The sequence below is a fragment of the Luteimicrobium xylanilyticum genome (assembly GCF_009429125.1).
Lineage (GTDB): Bacteria > Actinomycetota > Actinomycetes > Actinomycetales > Cellulomonadaceae > Luteimicrobium > Luteimicrobium xylanilyticum.
In genome coordinates this window covers 2,148,434-2,168,952 of sequence record NZ_CP045529.1, presented here as the reverse complement: position 1 = coordinate 2,168,952, position 20,519 = coordinate 2,148,434, and the positions used below count along the sequence as shown (strand labels likewise).

16 protein-coding genes are annotated in these 20,519 nt (G+C 72.9%); 6 read left to right on the top strand and 10 right to left on the bottom strand.

What is annotated here, in order from left to right; all coding sequences use genetic code 11:
* Positions 1-90: 90 nt before the first annotated feature.
* Together KDY119_RS09680 and KDY119_RS09675 are read right to left on the bottom strand one after the other, a co-directional pair.
* Positions 91-2,238 carry a 3-hydroxyacyl-CoA dehydrogenase NAD-binding domain-containing protein gene (locus tag KDY119_RS09680; protein ID WP_036950018.1) on the bottom strand — a complete coding sequence of 716 codons (2,148 nt, stop codon included), beginning with the start codon at positions 2,236-2,238 and terminating at the stop codon, positions 91-93.
* 45 nt (positions 2,239-2,283) lie between these two features.
* A complete protein-coding gene (locus KDY119_RS09675; protein WP_036950020.1) occupies positions 2,284-3,522 on the bottom strand; it encodes a thiolase family protein in 1,239 nt (412 codons plus the stop codon).
* Between the two features lie 150 nt (positions 3,523-3,672).
* On the opposite strand from KDY119_RS09675, the gene KDY119_RS09670 reads away from it, so the two are divergent.
* The gene (locus KDY119_RS09670; RefSeq protein ID WP_148284136.1) at positions 3,673-4,134 is read left to right on the top strand and encodes an SRPBCC family protein; all 462 of its coding nucleotides are present in this window, start codon (positions 3,673-3,675) and stop codon (positions 4,132-4,134) included.
* Positions 4,135-4,195: 61 nt separating this feature from the next.
* On the opposite strand, the gene KDY119_RS09665 is transcribed toward KDY119_RS09670, so the two are convergent.
* From KDY119_RS09665 to KDY119_RS09655, 3 genes are read right to left on the bottom strand one after another with little or no spacing between them, the layout of a single operon-like run.
* Positions 4,196-5,194, bottom strand: coding sequence for a lipid II:glycine glycyltransferase FemX (locus KDY119_RS09665; RefSeq protein ID WP_036950021.1), 999 nt, complete (start codon positions 5,192-5,194; stop codon positions 4,196-4,198).
* A 54-nt stretch (positions 5,195-5,248) separates the two neighbouring features.
* Complete coding sequence (locus KDY119_RS09660) at positions 5,249-6,490, bottom strand: HRDC domain-containing protein (protein ID WP_153022250.1); 1,242 nt, start codon at positions 6,488-6,490, stop codon at positions 5,249-5,251.
* Positions 6,487-7,080, bottom strand: coding sequence for a DUF3000 domain-containing protein (locus KDY119_RS09655; RefSeq protein WP_036950022.1), 594 nt, complete (start codon positions 7,078-7,080; stop codon positions 6,487-6,489). Before KDY119_RS09655 ends, KDY119_RS09660 begins: the two co-directional genes overlap by 4 nt.
* A gap of 142 nt (positions 7,081-7,222) precedes the next feature.
* Between KDY119_RS09655 and gndA the strand changes: the two genes are divergently transcribed.
* The 3 genes from gndA to cuyB are packed head-to-tail and all read left to right on the top strand — an operon-like array spanning position 7,223 to position 10,678.
* Positions 7,223-8,659, top strand: a complete 1,437-nt coding sequence (gndA, locus tag KDY119_RS09650; protein ID WP_036950025.1) for an NADP-dependent phosphogluconate dehydrogenase — start codon at positions 7,223-7,225, stop codon at positions 8,657-8,659.
* Positions 8,656-9,942 carry a carboxylate--amine ligase gene (locus KDY119_RS09645; RefSeq protein ID WP_083890879.1) on the top strand — a complete coding sequence of 429 codons (1,287 nt, stop codon included), beginning with the start codon at positions 8,656-8,658 and terminating at the stop codon, positions 9,940-9,942. Before gndA ends, KDY119_RS09645 begins: the two co-directional genes overlap by 4 nt.
* Positions 9,935-10,678 carry a cysteate racemase gene (cuyB, locus tag KDY119_RS09640; protein WP_227994282.1) on the top strand — a complete coding sequence of 248 codons (744 nt, stop codon included), beginning with the start codon at positions 9,935-9,937 and terminating at the stop codon, positions 10,676-10,678. The genes KDY119_RS09645 and cuyB overlap by 8 nt, the downstream gene beginning before the upstream one ends.
* A gap of 7 nt (positions 10,679-10,685) precedes the next feature.
* On the opposite strand, the gene KDY119_RS09635 is transcribed toward cuyB, so the two are convergent.
* A complete protein-coding gene (locus KDY119_RS09635) occupies positions 10,686-11,213 on the bottom strand; it encodes a hypothetical protein (protein WP_036950027.1) in 528 nt (175 codons plus the stop codon).
* Between the two features lie 50 nt (positions 11,214-11,263).
* On the opposite strand from KDY119_RS09635, the gene KDY119_RS09630 reads away from it, so the two are divergent.
* Positions 11,264-11,980, top strand: coding sequence for an SDR family oxidoreductase (locus KDY119_RS09630; protein ID WP_148284137.1), 717 nt, complete (start codon positions 11,264-11,266; stop codon positions 11,978-11,980).
* Between the two features lie 42 nt (positions 11,981-12,022).
* The gene (zapE, locus tag KDY119_RS09625) at positions 12,023-13,054 is read left to right on the top strand and encodes a cell division protein ZapE (protein ID WP_036950032.1); all 1,032 of its coding nucleotides are present in this window, start codon (positions 12,023-12,025) and stop codon (positions 13,052-13,054) included.
* A gap of 7 nt (positions 13,055-13,061) precedes the next feature.
* Here the strand turns inward: zapE and KDY119_RS09620 are convergent, their stop codons facing one another.
* Genes KDY119_RS09620 through glgX form a run of 4 tightly spaced genes read right to left on the bottom strand, consistent with a single transcriptional unit; the run spans position 13,062 to position 20,502 of the window.
* The gene (locus KDY119_RS09620) at positions 13,062-13,943 is read right to left on the bottom strand and encodes a PPK2 family polyphosphate kinase (protein ID WP_227994281.1); all 882 of its coding nucleotides are present in this window, start codon (positions 13,941-13,943) and stop codon (positions 13,062-13,064) included.
* 9 nt (positions 13,944-13,952) lie between these two features.
* Positions 13,953-15,776, bottom strand: coding sequence for a malto-oligosyltrehalose trehalohydrolase (gene treZ, locus KDY119_RS09615; protein WP_153022249.1), 1,824 nt, complete (start codon positions 15,774-15,776; stop codon positions 13,953-13,955).
* Positions 15,773-18,316 (bottom strand): malto-oligosyltrehalose synthase, encoded by a 2,544-nt coding sequence (treY, locus tag KDY119_RS09610; RefSeq protein ID WP_153022248.1) that lies wholly within the window; start codon positions 18,314-18,316, stop codon positions 15,773-15,775. The genes treZ and treY overlap by 4 nt, the downstream gene beginning before the upstream one ends.
* On the bottom strand, positions 18,313-20,502 hold the full coding sequence (gene glgX, locus KDY119_RS09605) for a glycogen debranching protein GlgX (protein WP_036950036.1): 2,190 nt from the start codon (positions 20,500-20,502) through the stop codon (positions 18,313-18,315). Before glgX ends, treY begins: the two co-directional genes overlap by 4 nt.
* Positions 20,503-20,519: the final 17 nt, after the last annotated feature.

The window sequence follows — 20,519 nt, the reverse complement described above, 5'->3', positions numbered from 1 at the left end:
CCTCGGATTCTGTACCCGTTCAGGGCTCATGACGACGGCGCCCGCACCCGGGAGCGGGTGCGGGCGCCGTCGTCGGACGCGCGGAGTGCGTCAGCCGCGCGGGACGTTCGCGACGCCGTCGGGCAGGAACCGCTTGCCCAGGACGCGCTCGGAGTAGCCCGAGCGGTCCAGGTAGGGCGTGATGCCGCCGAGGTGGAACGGCCAGCCGGCGCCGAGGATCATGCAGAGGTCGATCTGCTGGGGGGTCGCGACGACGCCCTCGTCGAGCATGAGCCCGATCTCGCGGGTGAGGGCGGTGAGGGTCGCGTCGAGGACGCCGGCTGCGTCGAGCGCCTGGGTGGCGTCGGCCGCACCGGCTCCGCCCGCGCCGTCGAACACACCCTGGATCTCCGGGTTGACCGGCTTGGGCAGGCCCTTGGCGGGCGCGTCGAGGACGACGCGCGTCCCGTCGGCGACGAGCTTCTCGAGGCCGGGGGAGGCGGGGAAGCGGTCGCCGAGGTCCTCGCGCAGCGACTGGAGCACGTGCAGGCCGACGGCGGGGCCGACGAGGTCGAACAGCTCGAACGTCGGCATGGGGAAGCCGAGCGGGTCGGTGGCGCGATCGGCGACCTCGACGGGGGTCCCGTGCTCGACGGCCTCGACGATCTTGCCCATGACGAGCACGAGGAGCCGGTTGACGACGAACCCGGGGCGGTCCTTGACGAGCACCGACGTCTTGCGGAGCTTCTTGGTGACGGCGAACGCGGTCGCGAGGGCCTCGTCGGACGTCTTCTCCGCGTGGATGACCTCGACGAGCGGCATGGCGGCGACGGGGTTGAAGAAGTGGATCCCGACGACGCGCTCCGGGTGCTGGAGGTCGGCCGCCATCTCGGTGATCGACAGGGCCGAGGTGTTGGTCGCGAGGATCGTCTCCGGCGACACGATGCCCTCGAGCTCGGCGAACACCTTCTTCTTGAGGCCGAGGACCTCGGTCACGGCCTCGATCACGAAGTCGCACGTCGCGAAGTCCTGGACGTCGGTGGTCCCGTGCACCTGCGCGGTGATGCGCGCGGCGGTGTCCTTGGACATGCGGCCGGTCGAGACGAGGCGCGCGAGCTGGGACTGGACGAAGCCGAGGCCCTTGTCGACGCGTTCCTGGTCGATGTCGCGCATGACGACCGGCACCTGCAGGCGCTGGGCGAACAGCAGCGCGATCTGCGCGGCCATGAGCCCGGCGCCGACGATGCCGACCCGCGTGACGGGACGCGCGAGCGACGGGTCGGGGGCGCCGACGGGCTTCTTGCCGTGCGAGACGAGCTGGAACGCGTACACGCTCGCGCGCATCTCGTCGGTCATGATGAGGTCCGCGAGCGCCTCGTCCTCGGCGGCGAACGCCGTGGTCTTGTCGGAGTCACGGGCGGCGGTGACGAGGTCGAGCGCGCGGTAGGGCGCGGGGCGCGAGCCGTGGACGGTCGCGTCGAGGCGCTGGCGGGCCGCGTCGGTGACGCCCTTCCAGGTGGCCTCGTCGTCGAGCGGGCGCCGCTCGACGACGATCTCGCCGCGCAGGATCGCCGCGGTCCAGCGGATGGACTCCTCGAGGAAGTCGGCGGCGTCGAAGATCGCGTCGGCGAGCCCGAGCTCGTAGGCCTCCGCGGCCTTGAACGGCTTGTTCTGGGCGGGACGGGTGAGGATGACGTCGAGGGCCTTCTGCACGCCGATCAGCCGGGGCACGAGGTACGCGCCGCCCCAGCCGGGAACGAGGCCGAGGCCGGTCTCCGGGAGGGCAATGGCTGCGGCGTCGGACGCGACGGTCCGGTAGTCGCAGTTGAGGGCGATCTCGAGGCCCCCGCCGAGCGCGACCCCGTTGATGTACGCGAAGGTCGGGACGCCGACCTCGGACAGGGCTCGGTAGGCGGCGTGGCCGCCCTGGCCGAGGGTGAGGGCGTCGTCGCGGGAGGTCACGGCGGCGACCTGGGTGAGGTCGGCGCCCGCGGCGAGGAAGTACGGCTTGCCGGTCACGCCGACGGCGACGATCTCGCCGGCGGTCGCGCGCTCGTGCAGGCGCTCGACGACGGCCTGCAGCTCCGCGATGCCCTGCGGGCCGAGGGTCGTGGGCTTGGTGTGGTCGAGCCCGTTGTCGAGGGTGACGAGGGCGAGCGTGCCGAGGTCGTCGGGGAGCGCGACGTCGCGCACGAGGAAGTGGGTGACCCGCTCGGCGCGCGGGGTGGGTGCGGCGGGGGTCGCAGCGGTGTCGGTCATCGGTGATCCGTCCCTGGGTTGAAGTTCATCGGGTGCGGCGTCGGCTCAGCGGCGCGTGGCGTCGGAGTGGCCGGAGTAGTCGGCGTGGTTCGGGTTCTCCCAGATCACCGTGCCGCCCATGCCGAGGCCGACGCACATGGTGGTGATGCCGTACCGCACGTCGGGGTGCTGCTCGAACTCGCGCGCGAGCTGCGTCATGAGGCGCACGCCCGACGACGCGAGCGGGTGCCCGACGGCGATCGCGCCTCCGTACGGGTTCACGCGCGGGTCGTCGTCGTCGATTTTGAAGTGGTCGAGGAACGCGAGGACCTGGACGGCGAACGCCTCGTTGATCTCGAACAGGCCGATGTCGTCGATGGTCAGCGACGCCTTGGCGAGCGCCTTCTCCGTGGACGGGATCGGGCCGAAGCCCATGATCTCGGGGTCGACGCCCGCGAACGCGAACGAGACCATCCGCATGCGCGGTGCGAGGCCGAGCTCGTCCGCGATCTCGCCGGACGCGACGAGCGACATGGTCGCGCCGTCGGTCAGCGGGGACGCGTTGCCCGCGGTCACGCGGCCGCCCGGGCGGAAGGGCGTCTTGAGGTTCGCGATGGCCTCGACGGTCGTGCCGGGGCGGGGGAGCTCGTCGGCCGTGGCGAGGCCCCAGCCGAGCTCCGAGCGCACGGCGACGGGCACGAGGTCGGGCGTGATGTTGCCGTCCGCGAGCGCGCGGGCGTACCGGGCCTGGGACTGGACGCCGTAGGCGTCGGCGCGGTCCTTGGTCAGGTGCGGGAAGCGGTCGTGGAGGTTCTCGGCGGTGGCGCCCATGACGAGGGCGTCGCCCTCGACGAGGTGTTCGGTGAGGAAGCGGGGGTTGGGGTCCGCGTCGAAGCCCATGGGGTGGTGGCCCATGTGCTCGACGCCGCCGGCGAGGGCGACGTCCTGCATGCCGGCCATGATCCCGGAGGCGGTGGTGGTGACGGCGGTCATCGCGCCGGCGCACATGCGGTCGATGGCGTAGCCGGGGACGGTCTTGGGGAGCCCGGAGAGGACGGCCACGGACCGGCCGAGGGTGAGGCCCTGGTCGCCCTGCTGCGTGGTGGCTGCGATCGCGACCTCGTCGATGCGCTCGGGCGGGAGCTCGGGGTGGCGGCGCAGGAGCTCGCGCACGGTCTTGACGGCGAGGTCGTCGGCGCGGGTGCCGGCGTACAGGCCGTCGGGCCTGGCCTTGCCGAACGGGGTGCGTACGCCGTCGACGAAGACGACGTCACGCACGGTCGGGCGGGTGGAGGCGGTGGTCATTGCTTCTCCTGATCTGGACTGCGATGTCCTGGGCGGTCCGTCGACGCGAGAAACACGATACCGCGAGTCCTAGGAAAGTCCACGCACTCCTCCTCGCGGCGGGGTGACGTGCGCCACGACGCCGTCGGCACGGCGCCCTACGATGCGTGCATGACAGACCTGCCGCAGCCCTCGGAAGCGTCCGTCTCCTCGGTGGAGATCGAGCACAGGTTCGAGGCTCCGCTCGCCGTCGTCTGGCGGGCGTGGACGGATCCCGAGCGTGTGAGCAGGTGGTGGGGGTCGGATCCTGACGGCGTCGTGACGTCCGCCGAGCTCGACGTCCGCGTCGGAGGCCGGTTCGAGATCTCGTTCCGGGACCCGAGCGGCGACGCGCACACGTCCCGCGGGGAGTACCTCCGCGTCGAGGAACCGGACGTCCTGGACTTCACGTGGTCGTGGGAGTCCGAGCCGGGCGCCGTGTCACGGGTCACGGTGGAGCTCGTCGGTGACGGTGACGCCACCGTGATGCGGTTCGTGCACGGGGAGCTGGTCGGGGTCTCGTCGCACGACTACGCGCCAGGGTGGCGCCGCACGTTCGGCAAGCTGGACGCCGTGCTGGCCGACCAGCGGTGACGACGACGGCGGCGCACCCCGGGTGGGAGCGCCGCCGTCGTGAGCGAGCGTGGGGGTGAGGTCAGCCGCGGACCTTGCGCACCGCCTTCTTCGCGAGGGGGAGCGCCTTGTTCCACATGCTGTAGAGCGGGGAGAACGGGACGTCGAACGACGCGGTCAGCTCGTCCTCGTGCTGCGCGAACGACTTCTTGAACTCGGAGATCCCGTCGTTGAGCAGGCCGTTCATGTCGTAGCGGCGCAGCCCGGCGTCGCGGGAGATCGTGACGGCCTTCCACTTCACGGGCGCGTTGGCGCGCAGCGAGCGGCCCGCGTCGTTCTGACCGCCGTACAGCTCGAACGCGGTCGTGGCGGACACGACGTCCCACACGAACGAGCACGGCTTGCCGTCGGCGTCGAACGCGGCGACCAGGAGCGACCGGTCGCCGAGGTAGCGGTGGATCGCGAGGTAGTACTCGTCGTCGTGCAGGGCGAACCCGGCCCGGGACGCGGTCTCGTGGTAGACGTCCAGGACGCCGCGGACCTCGTCCTCGGTCTCGACGCGGCGGACGTCGAGGCCGGTGCGCAGGCCCTTGCGGATGTCGTAGCGGGTGGTGCGGGACATCGCGGCGAGCAGCTCGTCCTCGGTCTTCGACAGGTCGAGGATGAGCGTCTTGGGGTAGAGGATCGGGTTCGGCGACGGCACGGCGCCCGCGACCTCGAGCGGGTCGGACGCGTCCCAGTCGGGCTCGAACGTCACCGAGATCCCGCCGATCTCCTTGCGGCACCAGTTCGCGACCGCGTCGCACACGAGCCCGCGCAGCGCGGGGTCCGGCACGACCGGGCCGCGCGGGACGTGGGCGAGCGAACGGAACGGCGACGGGAGCTGGCGGACGAGGACCTGCGCGAGGCCGATCGTCTCGTCGCCCTGCGAGATCTCGACGTGGTGGGAGGTCCAGGCGCCGTCGGCCTTGACCTGGCCCCAGCCCCAGAGCTGGAGCGGGTGACCGCCGAGCCGGTCGACCTCGGAGTCCCAGAGGGTCTGGTCGTCGATCACGGTCACGAGAGGGGAGGAACCGGGCATGGCCTGAACCTTACCCGGCGCGGAGCGCCACCCGTGGCCGCGTCGGCCGACGGCTCAGGCGCCGGCCAGCGCGTCCACGAGCGGCTGCGCCACGAGCCCGATCTGCCACTCGCGCGCGCCGCGGCCACGCAGGAACGCGGCCACGCCGTCGAGCGTGAACGGCTCGGGCGGCGTCCAGCACAGGCGGCGCAGCGCGTCCGGCTGCAGGAGGTTCTCCGTGGGCAGGTGGTGGTCCTCGGCGATCTGGGCCACGAGCGGTCGGGCGACCTCGAGCCGCGCCCAGGCGGCCGGGTCGCGGTCCGCCCACGCGCGGGCCGGTGGCGGCGCGTCCGTGCCCGGACCGCGCAGCGACGGGAGGGCGTCGGCGGGCAGCGCCAGCGCCTCGGAGATCGCGCGCTGCCAGACCGGTGCGCGCCGCTTCGTGCCCTTGCTCGCGAACTCGGGCAGGCGTGTCAGGTCGGCCACCGTGCGCGGCAGCGCCTGGGCGGCGGCGACGATCGCCCGGTCGGGCAGGACCCGTCCGGGGGACAGGTCGCGCAGCCGCGCGTTCGCGTCCCGGGCCTCCCACAGCCCGCGGACGACGGCGAGGCGGCGCCGGTCGCGCAACGCGTGCGAACCCGAGGTCCGTCGCCACGGGTCGACGCGAGGCGGCGCCGGGGGCGCGAGCCGCTCGGACTCGAACTCCTGCGCCGCCCAGTCGGCCTTGCCCTGCTCGGTGAGCTCGGCGAGCAGGTGCTCACGCAGCGGCACCAGGAGCTCGACGTCCAGGGCCGCGTACTTCAGCCAGTCCTCCGGGAGCGGGCGCGTCGACCAGTCCTGGGCCGAGTGCTCCTTCGCGAGACCGAGGCCCAGGACGCGCGCCACCACGGCCCCGAGCCCGACCCGCTCGTACCCGAGCAGGCGTGCCGCGAGCTCGGTGTCGAACACGCGAGCCGGTCGCATCGCCAGGTCGGCGAGACCCGGCAGGTCCTGGGTCGCCGCGTGCAGCACCCACTCCGCGTCGCCGAGGGCGTCGCCGAGCTCGCGCAGGTCCTCGAACGGCACCGGGTCCACCAGGAACGTGCCGACGTCCTCGCGGCGCACCTGCACCAGGTAGGTCCGCTGGCCGTACCGGTACCCGGACGCGCGCTCGGCGTCGACGGCCACGGGTCCGGTGCCCGCCGCGAGACGCTCGACGGCGTCCCGGTAGGCCGCCGGCGTCGCCACGACGCGCGGCACACCGCCCGCGGGCTCGCGCAGCGGGGTGACGTCGGGCTCGGGGGCGGGAGCGGCGTCGTCGGTGGTGCCCTGGGTCACGAGCCGCTCCCGGCGCGGCGCGCGCGCAACGGGGTCACGCCCTCGGGGAGGGCGGGGCGGCCTGCGACCGACCCCATCAGGTGGGCCCAGGCGTGCAGGTGCGGTGCGAGGTCCGGCGTCGTGGGGGTCCAGGACGCACGGATCTCGATCTCGTCCGCCTCCGGGGTGTCGGCGAGCGAACCAAAGCTCTCGGAGATCACGCGTGTCACGGTACCGCCGTGGGCGCGCGAGCCCGCACCCGCCGAGACCAACGCCTCGCGCAGCCACGTCCACGCGACCTCCGACAGGAGGGGGTCGCGCACCAGGTCCCGCTCGAGGGGGGCACGGACCATCGTCACCGCGCGGAACCGCCCCTGCCAGACCTCCTGGCCGTCCGGGTCGTACAGGACCACGAACCTCCCCGAGGCGGCGTCGGTCGCGTGGGCGCCGTGCCCGGCGAGCTCACCCGTGAGCGCGAGCGCGAACGGAGCCACCCGGGTCGGCGCCGGAATCTCGTGGAGGGAGACGTCCGCACGCACCTGCACGCCCCGCAAGGAGCGGAGCGCGCGCTGGAACTCCTCGGGCACGTGCACCTCGCCGGCCGGACTCACACGGGCACTGTAGGTGCAGGTCGGCCCGTTCTCGTGGAGGTGGACGGCGTGCCGCCGTGGAGCGTGTCTGGACTACGCTGGCAACGAAGCCTCAGAGCATTCCCGATGTTTTCCTTCCGACCACCGCCTAGGAGTCTTCAGCATGTCCGCACGCGCACAGATCGGTGTCACTGGCCTCGCTGTGATGGGCCGCAACCTCGCACGGAACTTCGCCCGGCACGGGTACACCGTCGCGGTGCACAACCGCTCCTACGCCAAGACCGAGTCGCTCATCGCGGACCACGGCGGCGACGGCGACTTCGTCCCGTCGGAGTCCACGGCGGACTTCGTGGCCTCCATCGAGCGCCCCCGCAAGATCGTCATCATGGTCAAGGCGGGCGACCCGACCGACGCCGTCATCGACGAGCTCATCCCGCACCTCGAGGAGGGCGACGTCGTCATCGACGGCGGCAACGCGCACTTCCCCGACACCATCCGCCGCGAGCACAAGCTCGCCGAGCTCGGCCTCCACTTCGTCGGCATGGGCGTCTCCGGCGGCGAGGAGGGCGCGCTCAACGGGCCCAGCATCATGCCCGGCGGCCCCAAGGAGTCGTACACCACCCTCGGCCCGATCCTCGAGGACATCTCCGCGAAGGTCGACGGCACGCCGTGCTGCACCTGGGTCGGGCCCGACGGCGCAGGCCACTTCGTCAAGATGGTCCACAACGGCATCGAGTACGCCGACATGCAGCTCATCGCCGAGGCGTACGACCTCCTCAAGCACGGGCTCGGCGAGTCCGCGGCCGGGATCGGCAAGATCTTCGAGCAGTGGAACGCGGGGGACCTCGAGTCCTTCCTCATCGAGATCACCGCCGACGTGCTCCAGCACGTCGACGCCGCGACCGGCAAGGCGTTCGTCGACATCGTCCTCGACCAGGCGGAGCAGAAGGGCACCGGCCGCTGGACCGTGCAGAACGCCCTCGACCTGGGCGTCCCGATCACGGGTATCGCCGAGGCCACGTTCGCCCGCGCGCTGTCCGGGTCCGTCCCCCAGCGCGAGGCGGCGCGCGGCGTCCTGCCGGGCGACGCCGGCACCTGGCAGATCGAGGACCGCGACGCTTTCGTCGAGGACGTCCGCCTCGCGCTGTACGCGTCGAAGCTCGTCGCCTACTCGCAGGGCTTCGATCAGATCGCCGCCGCGAGCGCCGAGTACGGCTGGGGCGTCGACCGTGGCGCCATGGCCCGCATCTGGCGGGGTGGCTGCATCATCCGCGCGAAGTTCCTCAACCGGATCACCGAGGCGTACGAGCGCGACGAGAACCTGCCGCTCCTGATCGCGGACCCGTACTTCGCGGACGTCGTCGGCAAGGGGCTCGCGGCGTGGCGCCGGATCGTGGCGCAGGCCGCGCTCAACGGCGTCCCGACGCCGGCGTTCGCGTCGTCGCTGTCGTACTACGACGGCGTGCGGGCGGATCGTCTGCCCGCCGCGCTGATCCAGGCGCAGCGCGACTTCTTCGGGGCGCACACCTACCGCCGGGTGGACCGTGAGGGCACGTTCCACACCGAGTGGTCGGGCGACCGCAGCGAGACCGAGGCGTGAGCCGTCGCGTCACCGCGCACGGCGCCCCCGTCGTCCGGCCCGTCGTCCTGGGCGGTGACGCGGGGGCGTACAGCCTGGCGCGCGCGTTCCACGAGGCGTACGGCGTCCGCTCGACGGTCGTGACGATCGTCCCGACCCGCAACGTCCGGTACTCGAAGATCCTCGACAACCTCGTCGTGCCCGGTCTGGACGACCCGGACGTCATGGTGCGGACGATCCGCGACCTGGCGGCGCAGTCGGACGTGCCCCTCATGGTCGTGACGTGCGTCGACTGGTACGTGCGGGCGCTGGCCGAGCACCGGGCGCGGCTCGAGGACGTCGCGATCGTCCCCTACACGCGGCTCGACCTGCTCGACCGCGTGATGGACAAGCAGCGCTTCTCCGAGCTCTGCCTCGAGCTGGGGGTGCCGCACCCGCGCACGGTGGTGCGTCAGGGCGGCGACCAGGTCGGCGAGCTCGACCTGCGGTTCCCGATCATCGCGAAGCCCGGCGACAACGCGGCCTGGCACCACGTGAAGTTCCGGGGCAAGAGGAAGGTCCACGAGCTGACCTCCGCCCAGGAGCTCCAGTGGCTCCTGACCGCCGCCGGGGACGCGGGCTACCGGGGTGCGTTCATCGTGCAGGAGTTCGTGCCCGGCTCGGACGCCCAGATGCGGATCATGACCACGTTCTCCGACGGGCGCGGCTACGTGCGCACGGCGGTGGGCGGGCACGTCCTGGTCGAGGAGCACACGCCGGGCACGCTCGGGAACCCCGCGGCGATCCTCACCGGTCCGCACCCGCAGATCGAGGCCGACGCGCGCAGGCTCGTCGAGCACCTCGGCTGGACGGGGTTCGCGAACTTCGACATCAAGGTCGACCCGCGCGACGGGAAGGGCTACTTCTTCGAGCTCAACCCGCGCACGGGCCGGTCCAACTACTACATGACCGCGAGCGGGGTGAACCCCGCGAAGCTGTGGGTCACCGAGCACGTGCTCCACGGCAACATCCCGGTGCCGATCCGGCAGCAGGTGCTGTACCGGATCGTGCCGGGATTCCTGCTGCGACGGTACGTCAGAGCCGCCGACGACCCCGAGGTCCGTGCCCGGCTCAAGCAGGTGCGGCGCGTCGCGCACCCGCTGCGGTACGGGCGCGACCGGTCGCTGCGCCGCGACGCGTGGATCTGGCTGTCCGAGCTCAACCAGGTCCGCAAGTTCCGGCAGTTCTACCCGGTCTCCGATGCGCGCGCCACGGCGTACCGGCCGACGGGCTCGCCCGCCGAGGCGGGGACGCCGCGTGGCTGAGCGGACCTCACCCGAGCACGCCGACGAGCCCCTCGTCGGCGTGCTCGGCGGCGTCGGCCCGATGGCGACCGCCTACTTCCTGCAGCGCGTCGTCGCCCTGACCCGGGCCGAGCGCGACCAGGATCACCTCGACATGGTGGTCTTCGACCATGCGACGATCCCGGACCGCACGGACTTCGTGCTCGGCCGCTCGTCCGCCGACCCGGGACAGGTGCTGGCGCGGGACGCACGCCGGCTCGAGGCGTTCGGTGCTGCCTTCCTCGTGATGCCGTGCAACACGGCACACCACTTCACCCGTCAGGTCGTCGAGGCGGTCGACGTGCCGTTCGTGTCGATCGTGGAGGCGACCGTCGACGCCGTCCGCGCGCGGATCGCCGACCGCACCGTCGTCGGGCTCCTCGCGACCGAGGGGACCGTCGCCGCCCGCGTCTACCAGGACGCGTTCGCCGAGCACGGCATCGAGACCATCGTCCCCGACGACGACGACCAGGCCGTCGTGTCGGCGGTGATCTACGAGCAGGTCAAGGCAGGAAGGCCCGTGGACCTGCCCGCACTGCAGGGCGTCGTCGGGCGGCTGCAGGACCGGGGGGCGGCTGCCGTCGTGCTCGGCTGCACCGAGCTGTCGGTGGCCGCCGTCGACCACGGCTTGCTCGTCGACCCCGTCTACGTCGACTCCCTCGACCAGCTCGCGCGCGCGACCATCGTCCGCGCGGGCCACGAGGTCCGCGCGGACTGACGGCCGGTCAGCCGATCTCGCTCGTGCCCGCGTACAGGTGCAGGACGGGGAGGTCGGCGAGCTCCTCGCGGGCCCGCGAGGCCCAGTCGCGGTGGAACGTGTCCTCGACCGCGTGCGGGTACGTCACGACGACGAGCTCGAGGACGTCGCCGCGGGCGGCGCGCTCCTGCACGGTGGGCAGCGGGTCGTCCGCCGTGACGATCCCCGACGCCTCGCGGCCCGCGGCGGCGAACAGGTCTTCCGTCTCGGCGACCTGCTCCTCCGCCGTCTTCTCGGCCTGCGGCTTCGACGGGACGTCACGGCGCAGGTCGTGCCACGCCTGCTTGAGCTCGCCCACGCTGAGGTGGTCGATCAGCTCGACGGCGAAGTTCCGCTCCGAGTCGGCGGGGACGAGCACCTCGTACCGCAGGTCGTCTTCGGGGTGCATGTCGACGATGTGCTGGACGTCGGCCTGGGCGAGCGCGTCCTCCGCGAGGACGAGGACGGTCTTCGTGGCGGGCGCGGCGGGCTGCGGTGCGGGGGCGTTCTCGGTCATGCCCCGACCCTAGCGGCGCGCCGCCGCCCGTGCGGCCCTAGGGTGGGCGCGTGACAGGGCGGACGGATGCGCGGACGGTGGTCGTCGCCGGGGGAGCGGGCTTCCTCGGGCGGATCGTGGTGACGGACCTCGTGCGGCGCGGGTGCACGGTCGCGGTTCCCACGAGACGGCCGGACTCGGTGCGCGACCTGTCGGCCGTGCTCGACGACGCGCCCGGTCGGCTCGTCGTGGTGCCGCTCGACGCGTCCGGACCCGCCGGTGCAGTGCCCGCGCTCGCCCGACTGGACCCGGCGCCGTCGGCGGTCGTGGCGTCCCTGGGCGGCTGGAGCATCGGCCCCCACCTGCTCGACCTGGCCCCCGACGCCTGGCAGCGCGCCCTCGACGACCACCTCACCGCGCACCTGCGTGCCATGCAGGCGTACGTGCCGCTCGTCGACGGGCAGGACGACGCCGTGTACGTCACGACGAACGGCGCCGCGGCGGACGAGCCCATGGTCGGGTCCGGACCCGTCAACGTGACGGGCGCGGCGCAGCGGATGCTGCTGCGCGCCGTGGCGCTCGAGCACGACGGTGGGGTGCGGTTCCACGAGGTGGCGTTCCTCGCGGCCGTCGCCGGCGACGACCGCAACCTCGACCCCCACGCGGAGCTCGGTCACGAGGCGGTCGCTGCAGCCGTGCGCGGGGTGCTCGACGACCCGGGCTCGCCCCAGCTCGTGCGTGTCGCACCGCACGGCCGCCGCCGGCCCGCAGAGGCGAGCGAGACCTGAGTCACAGCGAGCGTCGCCCGACCCGACGTACGCTGGACGGTCGTGACCACTCCTGTCCCCGCGCTGAGCGACGTCGTCCCGCACGTCTCGCCGGACCGACTGCTCGCCGACCTCGTCCCGCCGCGGCACTTCGCCGCCGCCCGGTTCAGCACCTACCGGGCCAACCCGGACTTCCCGACCCAGCAGGCCGCGCTGACGCGGCTGCAGGAGGTGGCGCAGGTCCTCGTGAAGCCGCGCACCGGCGGGCTGTTCAAGCGGGCCAAGAAGCAGGCACCCCCGGCCGTGTACCTGGACGGCGGCTTCGGCGTCGGCAAGACGCACCTGCTCGCCTCCCTCGCGCACGAGGTGGGGCTCGAGCGGGTCGCGTTCGGCACGTTCGTCGAGTACACGAACCTCGTGGGCGCGCTCGGGTTCCGGCAGACGGTCGACGCGCTGGCCACGAAGACCCTGGTGTGCATCGACGAGTTCGAGCTCGACGACCCGGGTGACACGGTCCTCATGTCGCGTCTCCTGCGCGAGCTCGCGGACGCGGGCGTCTCGCTGGCTGCGACGTCGAACACTCTCCCGGAGTCCCTGGGCGAGGGCCGGTTCGCCGCCGAGGACTTCCTGCGCGAGATCCAGGCGCTGTCCTCGCGCTTCGAGGTCCTGCGGATCGACGGGCCCGACTACCGCCACCGCCCGACCGTCACCGAGGCACCCGACGTGCCTGCCGACGCGGTCCGTGCGGCCGCGGAGGCCGTCGAGGGCGCCCGGCTCGACGACTTCGACACGCTCGTCGCGCACCTCGCACGCGTGCACCCGAGCCGCTACGGCGCCCTGCTCGACGGTGTCGAGCTCCTCGCGCTCACGGGCGTCCACCCCGTGACCGACCAGAGCGTCGGGCTGCGCCTCGCCGTGCTCGTCGACCGTCTCTACGACCGGGACGTGCCCGTCCTGCTGGGCGGCGGCGACAGCGGCCTGTTCACCCCGGAGATGCTCGCGGGCGGCTACCGCAAGAAGTACTTCCGGGCCCTGTCACGCCTCGGCGCGCTCGCCGAGGACGGACGGACCCGGGTGACGGCGCCCGCGGCCTGAGCCGGGGTCACGTCGCGCGCAGACGCTCGCGCTCGGCGTCGACGTCGAAGTCCGCGGGTGGCCAGCCGAGGTCGAGACGTCGCAGCGCGTCCAGGAGGAGCTCCGAGACCGCGAGCCGGGCGAACCACTTGCGGTCCGCGGGGACGGCGTGCCAGGGCGCGGCCTCCGTGTTCGTCCGGTCGAGGACGGCCTGATAGGCCTCCTGGTACGCGGGCCACTTCTCCCGCGTGTCGACGTCGCCCGGGTTGTACTTCCAGTACTTGTCGGGCCGGTCGAGGCGCTCGAGCAGGCGCTTCTTCTGCTCCTCGGGCGAGACGAGCAGCGCGACCTTGACGATGCTCGTCCCCGACTCGACGAGCCGCTCCTCGAAGCGGTTGATCTCGTCGTACCGCTTCTCCCACTCCTTCTTCGGCACGAGCTCGTCGACCCGGACCACGAGCACGTCCTCGTAGTGGGAACGGTCGAACACGCCGATGTACCCGGGGCGGGGGAGCGACCGCCGGACGCGCCACAGGTAGTGGTGCCGCGCCTCCTCGGGCGTGGGCACGCCGAACGAGCGGTGCGCCACGCCCTGGGGGTCCACGAGCCCGACGACGTGCCGCACGATCCCACCCTTGCCCGCGGTGTCCATGCCCTGCAGCACGAGGAGGACGGACCGCGACCCGCCGGACCGGCCCTCCGCGAAGAGCCGTTCCTGGAGGTCGGAGAGCTCGCCGGCGTGGTGCGCGACGAGCTTCTCGGCCTTGCCGCGGCCGTGCGACCAGCCCGGTGTCGAGTGTCGGTCGAAGGCCGCCAGGTCGAACCCGGCGGGCGCGCGCAGCGCCTCGGGCGGGGGAACGTCCCACCCGGTCGAGCTCTTCATCCCGCGGTGCTTCTTCGAGTGGCCCATGACGGGAGCCTACGGACGCGCCGGGTCTGCGGCAGCGCGAGGGGTCGTGAGCAGCACGGCGACCGAACGCGGTCCCAGGGTGAGGCCCGGGCCGGCGTCGGTCTCGGAGAGCCGGGCCGCGTCGTCCCAGGCGGCCGCGACGCGCCAGGCGTCGTCCGTGTCGGGCAGGGCCACGACGACGTCCTCGTCGGACCGCGTGAACGCGACCATCACGCCCGGCCGGGTCACGACGACGGTCGCGTCGTCGTCCTGCGCGCGCACCACGACGTCGCCCAGGTCGCCCGACGCCACGGCCCGCTCAGCGCGCAGCGCGATCAGCGTGCGGTACCAGGCCAGCAGCGCGGCGTGCACGCCCTCGCCCCGCTCGGACCAGTCCAGGACGGACGCGTCGCGCGTCGCGTGGTCCTGCGGGTCGGGCACGTCCACCTCGCCGCCGTAGAGCGCCTCCCAGCCGTGCCCGCCGAACTCCTTGCTCCGCCCCTCCTGGATGGCGCGCCCCAGCTCGGGGTCGGCGTGGTCCGTGAAGTACTGCCACGGGGTGCTCGCACCCCACTCCTCGCCCATGAAGAGCATCGGGGTGAACGGCGAGACGAGCACGAGCGCCGCGGACGCCGCGAGCGCCCCGGGGTCGAGCCGGGCGGAGGGGCGGTCGCCGAGGGCCCGGTTGCCGACCTGGTCGTGGTCCTGGTCGAAGACGACGAACGCGTGGCCGTCGCGTCCGGGTGGCAGGGGAGCGCCCCACGGCCGGTCGCGGAAGGTGGACCAGGTCCCGTCGTGGACGAACACGCCGGTGAGGGCCTTGGCGAGCACCGCCACGGACCCGAAGTCGACGTAGTACCCGTGTCGTTCTCCGGTGAGGTAGGCGTGCACGGCGTGGTGGACGTCGTCGGCCCACTGTGCCGTCATGCCGCGGCCGCCGTCGGCGGTGGGGGCCGTGGTGGCGGGGTCGTTCTCGTCGGACTCGGCGATCAGCGACAGGGGGCGTCCGAGAGTGGCGGCGAGGTCGGCGACGGTGTCGGCGAGCTCGGCGAGCAGGTGGCGGGGGGAGTCGTCGACGAGCGCGTGGACGGCGTCGAGACGGAGCGCGTCGACGTGGAAGTCGCGGAGCCACCGGCACGCGTTGCCGAGGATCCAGGCGCGGATCTCGGCGCTGCCGGGGGCGTCGAGGTTGACGGCGGGTCCCCAGGGGGTGTGGTGGGTGTCCGTGAAGTAGGGGCCGAACTCGGGCAAATAGTTGCCGGCCGGGCCGAGGTGGTTGTAGACGACGTCGAGCGCCACGGCGAGCCCCCGGGCGTGCGCGGCGTCGACGAAGCGGGCGAGGGCCTCGGGGCCGCCGTACGGCTCGTGGACGGCCCACAGGGCGACGCCGTCGTAGCCCCAGCCCCAGCGGCCGCCGAACGCGGCCACGGGCATGAGCTCGACGACGCCGACGCCGAGGTCGACCAGGTGGTCGAGGCGGTCCACGGCGGCGTCGAGCGTCCCTTCGGGGGTGAACGTGCCGACGTGGAGCTCGTAGAGCACCTGTCCACGCACGTCCCGGCCGGGCCAGGCGTCGTCGGTCCAGGCGAAGGCGTTCGTGTCGACGACCTGGCTGGGGCCGTCGACGCCGTAGGGCTGGCGCGCGCTGCGCGGGTCGGGGCGCGGGGGGCCGTCGTCGAGCGCGAAGGCGTAGTCGGCGCCGTCCGGGAGGTCGCGGTCCGCTCGCCACCAGCCCGCGCGGTCGGGGTCCGGTTCGAGGGGGACACGCTCGGCGCCGGCGAACGAGCCGTCCGTGCCCGGCGGGAGCACGAGGTCGACCCGGTGCGCCCGGGGCGCCCAGACCTCGGGGGTCACCGTTCCTCCCCGGCGGGGGCGTCGTCGGGCACGAGGAGCGCCGCCGGGAGCGAGGCGAGCAGCGCGTCGAGACGGACCGCGCCGCCGGCGACACGGACGCCGGTCAGGACGTCGTTCCAGCGCCCCTCGGGCAGGACGACCGTGTGCTCGCGCCAGCCGCCCGTCCCGTCGAGCTCGGTTGCGAGCCGCGTCACGACCGTGACCGCCCGGGCCTCACCGTCGCGGGTGCGCGCGAACGCGACCGCGCACGGCGAGGACGTGGGCAGCGGCAGGTAGCCCGCGCCCGCGCCGACGAAGGTCTCCGGCTCGGCGCGGCGCACCCGCAGCGCGCGGGAAGTGACCAGGAGCTTCTGGTCGGACAGGGTGCGGGCGCCCGCGCCCTCGTCGAGCCTGGCGAGCCGAGCGGCGAGCGCCTCGTGGTCGACGGGTCGTCGGTTGTCGGGGTCGACGAGGGCGGGGGCGAAGCCCTCGGAGCCCTGGTAGACGTCCGCGACCCCGGGCATGGTGAGCTGGACGAGCTTGATGCCGAGCGACGCGGCCCGCAGGGCCCGTTCGCCGTCCCGCGACCACGCGCGCAGCAGCTCGACGCAGGCGTCGTCGGTGAGCGTCGCGCGGGCCAGCTCGACGACGGCCTCCTCGTAGGCGGTGTCGCCGTCGGTCCACGAGGTGCGCAGCTTGGCCTCGCGCAACGCCTTGAGGAGATAGTCGGCGAGCCGGTCCTCGGCGATGGGTGCGCCGCGCCCCTCGTCGGCGTCGGGGTCCCACGTGCCTGCGAGCGTCTGCCACAGGAGGGTTGCCGCGTGCCCGTCGACGAGCGCGGACCGCCGGGTGCGGGTGCGCGCCTCGAGCCCGGCCACCGTCGCCTCCCACGCGCCGCCACGCTCCGAGAGCACGCCGAGCGCGGCGCGGGTGTCCTCGTTGCGCTTGGTGTCGTGGGTCGACCCGGTGGTCATCGCGAGCGGGGTCAGCGCACCGAAGGTCTCGGCGAACGCGTGCCAGGCGTGCGGGTCGAGCGAGAACGGGACCGGGTCGGCCCCGACCTCGCACAGGCTCGTCAGCTCGGTCCAGCGGTAGAAGGCCGTGTCCTCGACCCCCTTGGCCATGACCGCCCCGCAGACCTGCTGGAACCTCACGACGAGCTCGTCGCGGCGCGGTCCCCGGGTCCGACCGGCGCTGCCGACCTCACGGCCGAGGAGCAGCGCGACCAGCACGTCGAGCGTCTCCGCGCGGTCCGCGGGCAGGTCGGTGCGTGCCCGGGCGGCCGCAGCCTCGACCGCGTCGACCGCCTCCCGCCGCGGTTCGACGCCCGGCACCACGTACGCCCGGTAGCGGTCGAACTCCACGAGGAGGGCGGCCAGGCACTCGTGCAGCGCGCGCCACGCGTGGTCGCGCAGCCGCGGGTCGTCCTGGCAGACGGCGCGCGCCAGGTCGGTGAGGCGGTGCAGCTCGGCGTACAGGGCGCCGTCGAGCACCTCGGCCTTGGAGCGCGCGACGAGCGGCTCGAGCCCCTCGCTGGCGTCGGGCTCCGCGGCACGTTGCAGCCGTGCCAGGTTCGTGCGCCCGCGCGGGTCGACGAACAGCTCCTGGAGCCGCCACAGCGCGTCGTAGCCCGTGGTGCCCACCGTCTCCCAGTCGGGCGGCAGGGTCTCGTCGCCCTCGAGGATCTTCTCGACGGCGACCCACGAGCGTCCGGTGCGTTCCGCGAGCCGTTCGAGGTAGCCGCCCGGGTCGGCGAGCCCGTCGGGGTGGTCGATGCGCAGGCCGTCGATCGTGCCGTCGGCGAGGAGCTCGAGCACCAGGGCGTGGGTCGCGTCGAACACACGCTCGTCCTCGACGCGGATCGCGACGAGCGAGCCGACGTCGAAGAAGCGGCGGTAGTTGAGCTCCTCGTCACCCACCCGCCAGTACGCGAGCCGGTAGTGCTGGTGCTCGAGCAGGTCGGTCAGGGCGAGCGACTCGGTGCCGGGCCGGACCGGGAGCACGTGGTCGAAGTAGCGCAGGACCGCCGTCGGTGTCTCGTCGCCCGGCAGCACGACCTCGTCGAGAGCGAGCTGGTCCGCGGCGAGCACGTCGGGGAGACGCGCACCGAGCACCGGGAGGAGCACCGCGCCGTCGCCCGCGGACCAGTCGACGTCGAACCAGTGCGCGTACTCCGACTCGGGACCGTGCGCGAGCACCGACCACAGGGCGCGGTTGTGCCACTCGGGCACGGGGACCGCCATGTGGTTCGGGACGACGTCGAGCACCGTGCCGAGGCCGTGCGCGTGGGCAGCGGCCGCGAGGCGGTCCAGCCCGGGCCGGCCGCCCATGACGTCCGAGACCCGCGTGTGGTCGACGACGTCGTAGCCGTGCGTGGAACCCGGCGCCGCCTGCAGCACGGGGGACAGGTACAGGTGTGTGACGCCGAGCGCGGCGAGGTACGGGACCTGGCGTGCGGCGTCGTCGAACGTCAGGTCGGGCCCGAGCTGGAGCCGGTACGTCGAGACCGGGACCGGGCGGCCCGGGTCGGGGCGGCGTCGGGCGAGGACCGGCGCCGTCATCCGAGCTCCGACGGGCGCGACAGGATGATCGTGCTGCGACCCGTCACGCGCAGGGTCGCGCCCGCGAGCACGCGGGCGCCCGGTCGGGTCGAGCCGTCGGTGTCGAGGCGCACCGTCCACGACGAGCCGAACGACTCGTCGGGCAGGTGGAAGGCCAGCTCGTCGGAGTGCGCGTTGAGGAGGATGAGGAACGAGTCGTCGACGATGGGCTCGCCCCGCTTGTCCGTCTCCGGGATCGCGGCGCCGTTGAGGAACACCATGACCGTCCGCGCGAAGCTCTGCTCCCAGTCCGTGGAGTCCATCCGCTCGCCCGTGAGGTCGAGCCACTCGATGTCGGCCGGCTCGTCGCCCGGCGACGGGGCGTGCCCCTCGGTGCCGGTGTCCTCGTCGAGCACGCCGTCAGGGCCGACGTCGCCCGAGCCCGGTTCGATGTCCGCGCGGCCCGTGAAGAACCCGCGCCGGTGCAGGATCGGGTGTTCGCGGCGCAGCGCGACCGCCTGACGGGCGAAGTCGAGCAGCGCCCGGCGGTCGTCGTCGAGGTCCCAGTCCACCCACGTCGTCGGGTTGTCCTGGCAGTAGCCGTTGTTGTTCCCGCCCTGGGTCCGGCCGATCTCGTCGCCGTGGGCGATCATCGGGACGCCCTGCGAGAGCATCAGCGTCGCCAGGAAGTTGCGCTGCTGACGACGCCGGAGCCGGACGATCTCCTTGTCCTTCGTCTCGCCCTCGACTCCACAGTTCCACGACCGGTTGTACGACTCCCCGTCGTTGTTGCCCTCGCCGTTGGCCTCGTTGTGCTTCTCGTTGTACGAGACCAGGTCGTGCAGCGTGAAGCCGTCGTGCGCGGTCACGAAGTTGATGGACGCGATGGGCTTGCGGCCGCTGTGCTCGTACAGGTCCGACGATCCCGTCAGGCGGCTCGCGAACTCGGGCAGCGTCGACGGCTCGCCGCGCCAGAAGTCCCGCACCGTGTCGCGGTACTTCCCGTTCCACTCGGTCCACAGGGGTGGGAAGCCGCCCACCTGGTAGCCGCCGTCGCCCAGGTCCCACGGCTCCGCGATGAGCTTCACCTGCGAGACGACCGGGTCCTGGTGGACGAGGTCGAAGAACGCCGACAGGCGGTCGACCTCGTGGAACTGGCGGGCCAGGGTCGCCGCGAGGTCGAAGCGGAACCCGTCGACGTGCATCTCCTCGACCCAGTACCGCAGCGAGTCCATGATCATCTGCAACACCTGCGGGGACCGCATGAGCAGCGAGTTCCCGGTGCCGGTCGTGTCGAAGTAGTGCTCCTCGTCCCCGTCGACCAACCGGTAGTAGGCCGCGTTGTCGATGCCCCGGAAGCTCAGCGTCGGACCCTGGTGGTTGCCCTCCGCGGTGTGGTTGTAGACGACGTCGAGAAGGACCTCGATCCCGGCCTCGTGCAGCGCCTTGACCATCGCCTTGAACTCCAGCACCTGCTCCCCGCGCGTGCCGTAGGCCGTGTAGCCGTTGTGCGGCGCGAAGAAGCCGATCGTGTTGTAGCCCCAGTAGTTCGACAGGCCGCGATCGCGCAGCACCGGGTCGTCCACGAACTGGTGCACCGGCATCAGCTCGACGGCGGTCACGCCCAGCCGCGTCAGGTGCTCGATCACCGCCGGGTGCGCCATCCCCGCGTACGTGCCGCGCAGATGCTCGGGCACCTTCGGGTGCTGCATCGTCATGCCCTTGACGTGCGCCTCGTAGATGACGCTGTCGTGGTAGTCGCGGTTCGGCGGCCGGTCGTGCCCCCAGTCGAAGTACGGGTTGATGACCACCGAGTGCATGGTGTGGGCGGCGGAGTCGTCGGTGTTCCGCTCGTCGGGGTCGTCGAACCGGTACGAGAAGAGCGACTCGTCGCCGTCGATCATGCCGTCGATCGCCTTCGCGTACGGGTCGAGGAGCAGCTTGCTCGGGTCGGCCCGCTCGCCCTGAGCCGGGTCGTACGGCCCGTGGACCCGGTATCCGTAGCGTGTCCCGGGTCCGACGCCGGGCAGGTAGCCGTGCCACACGTGCGCGTCGACCTCACGGAGCGAGAGGCGCTCCTCCGATCCGTCGTCCTGCAGGAGACACAGCTCGACCTTGTCGGCCGCGGCGGAGAACAGGGCGAAGTTGGTGCCGGTGCCGTCGAAGGTGGCGCCGAGCGGGTAGGGGCGGCCTGGCCAGAGATCCATGGGCCCCAGCGTGCCAC